The 9,343-nt window shown below is 71.6% G+C and carries 10 protein-coding genes; 8 read left to right on the plus strand and 2 right to left on the minus strand.

From position 1 onward, the window contains the following. The 8 genes from ACE3Q3_RS21135 to ACE3Q3_RS21170 all read left to right on the plus strand — a co-directional run. The coding region (locus tag ACE3Q3_RS21135) for a D-alanyl-D-alanine carboxypeptidase family protein (protein WP_374449286.1) at nt 1-999 on the plus strand (999 nt) is incomplete at its 5' end. Further along, a complete protein-coding gene (gene tmk / locus ACE3Q3_RS21140) occupies nt 996-1,625 on the plus strand; it encodes a dTMP kinase (RefSeq protein WP_374449288.1) in 630 nt (209 codons plus the stop codon). The genes ACE3Q3_RS21135 and tmk, both read left to right, overlap by 4 nt. Then, on the plus strand, nt 1,622-2,695 hold the full coding sequence (locus tag ACE3Q3_RS21145; protein ID WP_374449290.1) for a DNA polymerase III subunit delta': 1,074 nt from the start codon (nt 1,622-1,624) through the stop codon (nt 2,693-2,695). The genes tmk and ACE3Q3_RS21145 overlap by 4 nt, the downstream gene beginning before the upstream one ends. 62 nt (nt 2,696-2,757) lie before the next feature. Beyond that, nucleotides 2,758-4,296: a methionine--tRNA ligase gene (metG, locus tag ACE3Q3_RS21150; RefSeq protein ID WP_374449292.1), complete on the plus strand. Its 1,539-nt coding sequence runs from the start codon at nt 2,758-2,760 to the stop codon at nt 4,294-4,296. Beyond that, the gene (locus ACE3Q3_RS21155) at nt 4,296-5,087 is read left to right on the plus strand and encodes a TatD family hydrolase (RefSeq protein ID WP_374449294.1); all 792 of its coding nucleotides are present in this window, start codon (nt 4,296-4,298) and stop codon (nt 5,085-5,087) included. Before metG ends, ACE3Q3_RS21155 begins: the two co-directional genes overlap by 1 nt. Further along, nucleotides 5,084-5,848 (plus strand): MBL fold metallo-hydrolase, encoded by a 765-nt coding sequence (locus ACE3Q3_RS21160; protein ID WP_374449296.1) that lies wholly within the window; start codon nt 5,084-5,086, stop codon nt 5,846-5,848. Before ACE3Q3_RS21155 ends, ACE3Q3_RS21160 begins: the two co-directional genes overlap by 4 nt. A gap of 31 nt (nt 5,849-5,879) precedes the next feature. Continuing rightward, complete coding sequence (mazG, locus tag ACE3Q3_RS21165; RefSeq protein ID WP_374449298.1) at nt 5,880-6,716, plus strand: nucleoside triphosphate pyrophosphohydrolase; 837 nt, start codon at nt 5,880-5,882, stop codon at nt 6,714-6,716. 22 nt (nt 6,717-6,738) lie between these two features. Beyond that, entirely contained in the window at nt 6,739-7,509 is a 771-nt protein-coding gene (locus tag ACE3Q3_RS21170) for an SDR family NAD(P)-dependent oxidoreductase (protein WP_374449300.1), read from the plus strand. Between the two features lie 24 nt (nt 7,510-7,533). Here ACE3Q3_RS21170 and ACE3Q3_RS21175 read toward each other — a convergent pair whose 3' ends face one another. Beyond that, the gene (locus tag ACE3Q3_RS21175; RefSeq protein WP_374449302.1) at nt 7,534-8,349 is read right to left on the minus strand and encodes an inositol monophosphatase; all 816 of its coding nucleotides are present in this window, start codon (nt 8,347-8,349) and stop codon (nt 7,534-7,536) included. Then, on the minus strand, nt 8,346-9,343 hold a 998-nt coding region (gene hflX, locus ACE3Q3_RS21180; protein ID WP_374449304.1), incomplete at its 5' end, for a GTPase HflX. The genes hflX and ACE3Q3_RS21175, both read right to left, overlap by 4 nt.

Here is a 9,343-nt window from a genome sequence, read left to right on the forward strand (position 1 = left end):
GCCAAGGATGCCGACCGCCGGCTGCCGCCGGCCTCGATGAGCAAGATCATGACGATGTACGTCGTGCTCGAGCAGATCCGGGCCGGCAAGCTGTCGCTCACCGACGAACTGCCCGTCAGCCGCAATGCCTGGCAGATGGGCGGCTCCAAGATGTTCGTGAAGGTCGACACGCGGGTGAAGGTCGAGGACCTGATCCGCGGCGTCATCGTCCAGTCCGGCAACGACGCCTGCCTCGTCCTCGCCGAGGGCATCTCCGGTTCCGAGGAGGCCTTCGTCCGGCTGATGAACGATCGCGCCAAGGCGCTGGGACTGACCGACAGCCGTTTCGCCAACGTCACCGGCTGGCCCAGCCCCGACCACTACATGTCGGTGCGCGACCTCGCCCGGCTCACCCGCCACCTGATCGCCGACTTTCCGGAGCACTACCGCCTCTATTCCGAGCGCGAGTTCACCTATGGCGGCATCAAGCAGGGCAACCGCAACCCGCTCCTCTACAAGCCGACCGGCGCCGACGGGGTGAAGACCGGCCACACCGACGAGGCCGGGTACGGGCTGACCGCCTCTGCCATCCGCAACGGCCGCCGCCTGATCCTGGTGGTGGCGGGGCTGGGCTCGATGCGGGCGCGTTCCCAGGAGTCCGAGCGCCTGCTGGAATGGGCCTACCGCGAGTTCGAGAACTACACGCTGGCCCGCGCCGGGCAGGCGGTGGAGGCGGCCGAGGTGTGGCTCGGCGCCGCGGACACGGTGCCGCTCCATGCCGGCGAGGACATCCGGATCACGATCCCGCGTCGCAGCCGCGACAAGATCAAGGCGGTCGCCGTCTACGACGGCCCGGTGGCGGCGCCGATCGCGGCCGGCCAGCGCATCGGGGTCATGGAGATCCGCCTCGACGACCGCAAGCTGGGCGAGGGGCCCCTGGTCGCCGGCGCGGCGGTCGATCGCCGCAACGTCTTCGGCCGCCTCTTGGCCGCCGCCGGCCATCTCCTCGGCGGGAAGTGACCGCCCGCTTCGTCACGTTCGAGGGCGGGGAAGGGGCCGGCAAGTCGACCCAGCTCGCCCGCCTCGCCGACCATCTTCGCCGGCGCGGCCACGAGGTCCTGTCGACCCGGGAGCCCGGCGGCTCGCCCGGAGCCGAGGCCATCCGCACCCTGATCGTCACCGGCGCGGTCGATCGCTGGGATGCCCGGACCGAGGCGCTGCTGGTCGCGGCCGCGCGCCGCGACCATGTCGAGCGGACGATCCGCCCGGCGCTCGCCCGTGGCGCCTGGGTGCTGTGCGACCGCTTCTTCGATTCGACGGCCGCCTACCAGGGCTCGGCCGGCGGCGTCGACCCTGCCGCGATCGCCTGGCTGCGGGCGTTCGCGACCGACGGCCTGACGCCGGACCTGACCATCGTCGTCGACGTGCCGGTGGCCGTCGGCATGGCCCGGGTCGCGGCGCGCGGGGAGGGGCAGCGCCAGCGCTTCGAGCTGCGCGGCGCCGCCTTCCACGAGCGCCTGCGGGCGGCGTTCCACGCGATCGCCGCGGCCGAGCCGGAACGCTGCCGGGTGGTCGACGGCACGCTGCCGGTCGAACAGCTGGCGACCACCATCGCGGTCGCCGTCGACGCCCGGTTTCCGGCGTGAGCGACCCCCAGGCCCTGGAGCCGCGCGCCAACCCGTGGCTGTTCGGGCTGGAGGCGGCGGAACGCGCGCTGCTCGGCGCCTGGCGCAGCGGCCGGATGCCGCACGCCTGGCTCCTGACCGGCCCGCGCGGGGTCGGCAAGGCCACGCTGGCGCACCGCTTCGCCCGCTTCGTGCTGGCCGGCGGCGACGGCGACCTCGGGCTCTTCGGCGCCCCGCCGGCCGAAGACCTGCAGCGCGAATCCCCGGCCGCGCGGCAGATCGCGGCCGGCGGACATCCCGATCTCCGCGTCGTCACCCGCACCGTCGGAGACACTGGCCGCCTCCGGCAGGAGATCGTGATCGGCGACGTCCGCGACCTCGGCCACTTCCTCCACCTGACGCCGGCCGCCGGCGGCTGGCGGGTGGCGATCGTCGATCCCGCCGACGATCTCAACCGCAACGCCGCCAACGCCCTCCTCAAGGTGCTGGAGGAACCGCCGGACAAGGCGCTCCTGCTGCTGACCAGCCACAGCCCCGGCCGGCTCCTGCCGACGATCCGCTCGCGCTGCCGGCGTCTGGCCCTGGAGCCGCTGCCGGTCGGCACCGTCGCCGAGGGGCTGCGCCGGCTGCGCCCCGACCTCGATCCCGAGACCTTGGCGACGCTGCTGCAGTTGGCCGAGGGCTCGATCGGCCGGGCGGTGGCGCTGGCCGACCTCGACGGCGCCGCCGCCCACCGCGATCTCCTCGAACTCTTCGGCGGCTGGCCGTCCCTCGACCTGCCGCGGGCGATGGCCTGGGCCGACCGGTTCGGCAAAGGGGACGGGGACGGCTTCACGCTCGCCCGCGAACTCCTGTCCGGCCTGCTCGCGCGCGTCGTCGCGGTCGGCGCGGGGCGGGCGCTGCCGGAGGCGATGCCGGGCGAACTCGCGGTCACCCGGCGGCTGGCGGAGGGCGCTCGGCTTGATCGCTGGGTGGGGCTGTGGGAAAAGACCAACGACCTGTTCGCGCGCGCCGAAGGTCTCGATCTGGACCGCAGGCACGCCCTGCTGTCGTCCCTCCTGGCATTCGAGACGGTGGCGTCGGAGGGCTGAGCCGCCCGCCCCCGACGCGGGGGCCGGGCCTCGCCCGCGCGGACCATTCGAGGAGTTGCGAGATGTCCACGGGGACGCCGTACTACATCACGACGCCCATCTACTACGTCAACGACGCGCCGCATATCGGGCACGCCTACACGACGCTCGCCTGCGACGTGCTGGCCCGCTTCATGCGGCTCGACGGGCGCCGGGTGCACTTCCTGACCGGCACCGACGAGCACGGGCAGAAGGTGGAAAAGTCGGCCAAGGCCGCGGGCGTCGATCCGCTCGCCTTCTGCGACCGCGTCTCGCAGAACTTCCGCGACCTCGCGGCGGCGATGAACTTCTCCAACGACGACTTCATCCGCACGACCGAGCCGCGCCACATCGCCTCAGTCCAGGCGATCTGGAACGAGCTGAAGGCGAGGGGGCAGATCTACCTCGGGAGCTACGCCGGCTGGTACTCGGTGCGCGACGAGGCCTTCTACGCCGAGAGCGAACTGGTCGACGGCAAGGCGCCGACCGGGGCCGAGGTCGAGTGGGTGGAGGAGCCGAGCTACTTCTTCCGGCTGTCCGCGTGGCAGCAGCCGCTGCTCGAGTTCTATGCCGCTCACCCGGACTTCATCGCGCCCGAGAGCCGGCGCAACGAGGTCGTCAGCTTCGTCCAGTCGGGCCTGCGCGACCTCTCGGTCTCGCGCACCAGCTTCGGCTGGGGCGTGCCGGTGCCGGGCGACCGCGACCACATCATGTATGTGTGGCTCGACGCGCTGACCAACTACATCACCGCGGTCGGCTACCCCGACACCGAAGCCGAGGCGTTCCGCACCTTCTGGCCGGCCTCGCTGCACATGGTCGGCAAGGACATCCTGCGCTTCCACGCGGTCTACTGGCCGGCCTTCCTGATGGCGGCCGGCCTGCCGCCGCCGCAGCGCGTCTTCGCCCACGGCTGGTGGACGATCGAGGGCCAGAAGATGTCGAAGTCGCTGGGCAACGTGGTCAACCCGCGCGACCTCGTGGAGCGCTACGGCCTCGATCCGGTGCGCTACTTCCTGCTGCGCGAGGTACCGTTCGGCAACGACGGCGACTTTTCCGACCGGCAGATGGTCCACCGCATGAACGGCGACCTCGCCAACGACTACGGCAACCTCGTGCAGCGGGTGCTGTCGATGGTGGCGAAGAACTGCGCCGGCCGCACCCCGCAGCCGGGGCCGCTGGCGGCGGCCGACACCGAGCTGCTCGGTCGCGCCTCGGCGCTGCTGCCCATGGTGCGCGAGCTCCTGCTGGAACAGCAGTTCCACCGTGCGCTCGAGACGATCTGGGAGGTGGTGGGTGCCGCCAACCGCTATGTCGACGAGCAGGCGCCGTGGGCGCTGCGCAAGACCGACCCGCCGCGGATGGCGACCGTCCTCTATGTCCTGGCGGAGACGATCCGGCGGCTCGCGCTCCTGACCCACCCCTTCATGCCGCAGGCATCGGCGAAGATCCTCGATCAGCTCGGCGTGCCGGGCGAGCGCCGCGGCTTCGGCGACCTCGGCGACGCCTCGGCGCTGGTGCCGGGCACGCCGCTGCCGAAGCCCGAGGGCGTGTTCCCGCGCCACGTCGATCCGGCGGCGACCTGATGCTGGTCGACAGCCACTGCCATCTCGACTTCCCGGACTTCGACGCCGAGCGTGCGGCGGTGCTGGCGCGTGCTCGGGCGGCCGGGGTCCGCACGATGCTGACGATCGGCACCAAGCTGACCGAATTCGAGCGGGTGCGGGCGATCGCCGAGGCGGAGCCCGACGTCTGGTGCTCGGTCGGCATCCACCCGCACGAGGCGGCGAGCGAGCCGGAGGTCGGCACCGCCGAACTGCTGCGGCTCGCCGACCACCCGCGGGTGGTGGCGATCGGCGAGTGCGGGCTCGACTTCTTCTACGACCACAGTCCGCGCGACCGGCAGGAGGCCGTGTTCCGGGTCCATGCCGCCGCCGCCCGGGCGGCCGGCCTGCCGCTCGTCGTCCATTCCCGCGATTCCGACGAGGACATGATCCGCGTCCTGACCGAGGAGTCGGACGGCGGCCGGCTGCGCGGCGTGCTGCACTGTTTCTCCAGCGGCCGGCGGCTGGCGGAGGAGGCGGTCCGCCTCGGCTTCCACATCTCCTTCTCGGGCATCCTCACCTTCAAGAAGGCGGACGAGTTGCGCGCGATCGCCCGCGACCTGCCGGCCGACCGGCTGCTCGTCGAGACCGACGCGCCCTACCTGGCGCCGATCCCGCATCGCGGCAAGCGCAACGAGCCGGCCTTCGTCGGCCATACCGCCGCCAGGCTGGCCGAGATCCGCGGCACCTCGATCGCGGAGATCGAGGCGCTGACGACGGACAACTTCTTCCGGCTCTTCGACCGGGCAGCGCGTCCGGCCGCCGCCGCATGAGGGTGACGATGCTCGGCTGCGGCGGCTCGGGTGGCGTGCCGCTCGTCGGGGGCGTCTGGGGCCGCTGCGATCCGGCCGAGCCGCGCAACCGCCGGCGCCGCGTCTCGATCCTGGTGGAGGAGGCGGGGACCCAGCTCGTCGTCGACACCTCGCCGGATTTCCGCCAGCAGATGCTGGATGCCGACTGCCGGCGCCTCGATGCGGTGCTCTTCACCCACGCCCATGCCGACCACGTCCATGGGCTCGACGACCTGCGGTCGCTGAACCGGGTCATGAAGGCGCCGATCCCGGTCTTCGCCGACGCCGCGACCCTGCGCGAACTGGCCCGGCGGTTCGACTATGCGTTCCGGAAGCTCGAGCCGGGCGCGCACTATTACAAGCCGACCCTGGAGGCGACCGAGATCGCCGGCGCCTTCCGGGTGGGCGCGATCGACATCGTGCCGTTCGTCCAGGACCATGGCTACAGCACGACGCTGGGCTTCCGCTTCGGCCGGATCGCATACTCGACGGACGTGGTGCGGCTCGACACGGCGGCGTTCGCGGCGCTGGACGGCGTCGACACCTGGATCGTCGACTGCCTGCGCGACGACCCGCATCCGACGCACTCGCACCTGGAGCAGACGCTGGAATGGGTCCGGCAGGTGGCGCCGCGGCGGGCGATCCTGACCCACATGAGCGAATTGCTCGACTATCGCGATCTCCGCGGCCGGCTGCCGCCGGGGGTCGAGCCCGGATACGATGGCCTCGTGGTCGATCTATGATTTCCCATAATATACATTATGCGATCTTACCATGACGCTGGACGCACCGACCGACGACGGGCCAACTGCCGCCGAACGCGCCCTCGCCCGGCTGCTCGGTATCATGCGGCGCCTGCGCGATCCCGAGGCCGGATGCCCGTGGGACAAGGCGCAGACCTTCGCGACCATCGCCCCCTACACGATCGAGGAAGCCTACGAGGTCGCCGACGCCATCGAGGAGCAGGATTTCGACGGCCTGCGCGACGAACTCGGCGACCTGCTGTTCCAGGTCGTGTTCCATTCCCGCATGGCCGAGGAACTGGGCCGGTTCGGCTTCGCCGAGGTCGCGGACGCGATCTCGGACAAGATGGTCCGCCGCCACCCGCACATCTTCGGCAACGCCGCGGACGGCAGCGGCGACGCCACCCACTGGGAAGCGCTCAAGGAAGCGGAGCGCGCGGCCCGGGCCGGCGACCGCCTGCAGAGCGTGCTCGACGGGGTGCCGGCCGCCCTGCCCGCGCTGGTCCGGGCCGACAAGCTGCAGCGGCGCGCCGCCCGCGTCGGCTTCGACTGGCCGGACGCCGATGCCGTGCTGCCGAAGATCGACGAGGAGCTGGCCGAGATCGCCGAGGCCCGGGCGGCCGCGCCGGACCGCGTCGCCGAGGAGGTCGGCGACCTGCTGTTCTCCGTCGTCAACCTCGCTCGGAAGCTCAACATCGACGCGGAAGTGGCACTCCGAAAAGCGAATTCCAAGTTTGACCGTCGCTTCCGCGGCATCGAGGCGGCGCTCCTCGCCGAGGGGCGCCGGCCGCAGGACGCGACGCTCGCCGAGATGGAGGCCCTCTGGGTCGCCGGTAAGCTCTCGTCTGCTGTCAGGAATGGTTCCTAAGGCTCTGATAAAAGGAGAAACAATGATGCTCGACGCCAAGGATATGACGGTGTTCGTCACCGGCGCGACCGCCGGGTTCGGCGCCGCCACCGCCAAGCGTTTCGCCGGGGCCGGCGCCAAGGTCGTGATCTCCGGCCGGCGGGCGGAGCGGCTGGAGGCCCTGAAGGCGGAACTGGGGAGCGCCCGCGTCCACGCCGTCACGCTCGACGTGCGCGATGCCGCGGCCGTGCAGGCCGCCGTCGCCGGCCTCCCGGCGGAATTCGCTTCGGTCGACGTGCTGGTGAACAATGCCGGCCTCGCCCTCGGCCTCGGCCCGGCGCAGACGGCCGACCTCGCCGACTGGGAGACGATGGTCGACACCAACATCAAGGGCCTGATGTACTGCACGCGCGCCATCCTGCCCGGCATGGTCGAGCGCAATCGCGGCCACGTCATCAATCTCGGCTCGATGGCGGGCACCTATCCCTATCCGGGTGCCAACGTCTACGGCGCCACCAAGGCCTTCGTCGCCCAGTTCTCGCTCAACCTGCGTGCCGACCTGCTGGGCTACCGGGTGCGCGTCACCAGCATCGAGCCCGGGATGGCGGAGAGCGAGTTCTCCGAGGTCCGCTTCAAGGGCGACAAGGCGAAGGCGAAGGACGTCTACAAGGGCGTCCAGCCGATGACGCCCGAAGACATCGCCGAGACGATCTTCTTCGCCGCCACCCTGCCCGCCCACGTCAACCTGAACCGGATCGAGATGATGCCGGTGATGCAGGCCTTCAGCCCGCTCGCGGTGAAGCGCGAGGGCTGACGCGCCAGGGGTGACGCGCGGGCGTCAGACCCGCTCGTCGGGCCGCCCGACCAGGACCCGGTGGATCGCCTCCCAGGCGTCCCGGTCGGGCGCCAGCAGCAGCCCGCCGTCGACATGCGACGGCCGGTAATCCGAACCGTCGAGCCGGGCGCTGTAGCCGCCCGCCTCGCCGTGGATCAGCTGGCCCGCGGCATGGTCCCAGGGCATCAGCCGGTGGTAGAGCGAAAAATGGCTCTGTGCCCGCGCCAGCGCCAGATACTCCTGGCCGGCGCAGCGGAGCTGGAAGACGGAGCCGACGCGCTCCGTCCGCCCGGCGATCTTGCGGACCAGCGGGCGCTTGCCGTAGCGGAAGCTGACCGCGCCGGACATGCTGGCGGGGTCGTGGGCGGGCGCGACCGTCAGGCGCCGGCCGTCGAGCCACGCACCCTCGCCCCGCTCCGCCGTCACCGTGACACCGGTCAACGGGTCGTGGATCCAGGCCGCGATCGCCCGGCCGCCATAGGCGAGCGAGACCATGACGGCGAACAGCGGCAGGCCGGCCGCGAAGTTCGCGGTTCCGTCCACCGGATCGACGATCCAGGCCGGCGCCGCCTCGCCCAGCCGGCCGAGGATGGCGGCGTCGCGGGCGACCGCCTCCTCGCCGACCACGACCGAGCCCGGCAGCAGGCCGGCGAGACGCCGCTCGAGCGCCCGCTCGGTCGCCTCGTCGGCGACGGTGACGAGGTCGCCCGGCTTCTTCTCGCGGATGTCGTCGGCCGCAAGGGTCCGGAAGCGCGGCACGATCTCCTCCGCCGCCACCTCCCGCATCGCATCGGCGACGCGGGTCACGTCGATCTTCATGTCACGGCAGCCATTCGCAACGGGTGGTGACGCTGGCGGAAGCGGGCGACGTCGGCCGGATCGAGACTGACGCGGAGCCGCGCCACCTCGCCTTCGTCGGCCCGCTCGATGACCTCGCCATGGCTGTAGAGCCAGGCGATCGCGCTGCCGTCGCGGACATCGACTTCGAGGTCGTGCAGGACCCGCGACGCGCCGAGCCGCCGGTCGATGAGTTCGAGCAGCCGGTCGAGACCCTCGCCGGTGACGGCGGAGAAGGCGACCTGCCCCTCCTGGCGCTCGGCCTGGCGGGCCAGCACGGTCCGGTCCTCCTCGGCCAGGAGGTCGATCTTGTTGAGGCCCTCGATCATCCGCTGGGGCAGCACGTCGGCCAGCCCCAGTTCGCCCAGCACCGCTTCGACGTCGGCCTTCTGGGCCACCGTGTCGGGATGCGAGACGTCGCGGACATGGATGATGAGGTCGGCCGCCGTCACCTCCTCGAGCGTCGCCCGGAAGGCAGCCACCAGCGAGGTCGGCAGATCCGAGATGAAGCCCACCGTGTCCGACAGGATGACCTTGCGGCCGGACGGCAGCTCCAGCACCCGCATGGTCGGATCGAGGGTCGCGAACAGCAGGTCCTCGGCCATGACGCTGGCGCGGGTCAGCCGGTTGAAGAGCGTCGACTTGCCGGCGTTGGTGTAGCCGACGAGCGCGACCACCGGATAGGGCACGCGCCGGCGCGCCTCGCGATGGAGGCCGCGGGTGCGCTTGGTGTCCTCCAGCTCGCGCTTCAGCTTGGCGATGCGTTCGCCGATCAGCCGCCGGTCGATCTCGAGCTGGCTTTCGCCCGGGCCGCCGAGGAAGCCGAAGCCGCCGCGCTGGCGTTCGAGGTGGGTCCAGGACCGCACCAGGCGGGAGCGCTGGTAGGTCAGGGCCGCGAGTTCGACCTGCAGCCGCCCCTCATGGGTGCGGGCGCGGGCGCCGAAGATCTCCAGGATCAGGCCGGTGCGGTCGATGA

This window comes from Allostella sp. (genome assembly GCF_041913585.1).
GTDB lineage: Bacteria > Pseudomonadota > Alphaproteobacteria > ATCC43930 > Allostellaceae > Allostella.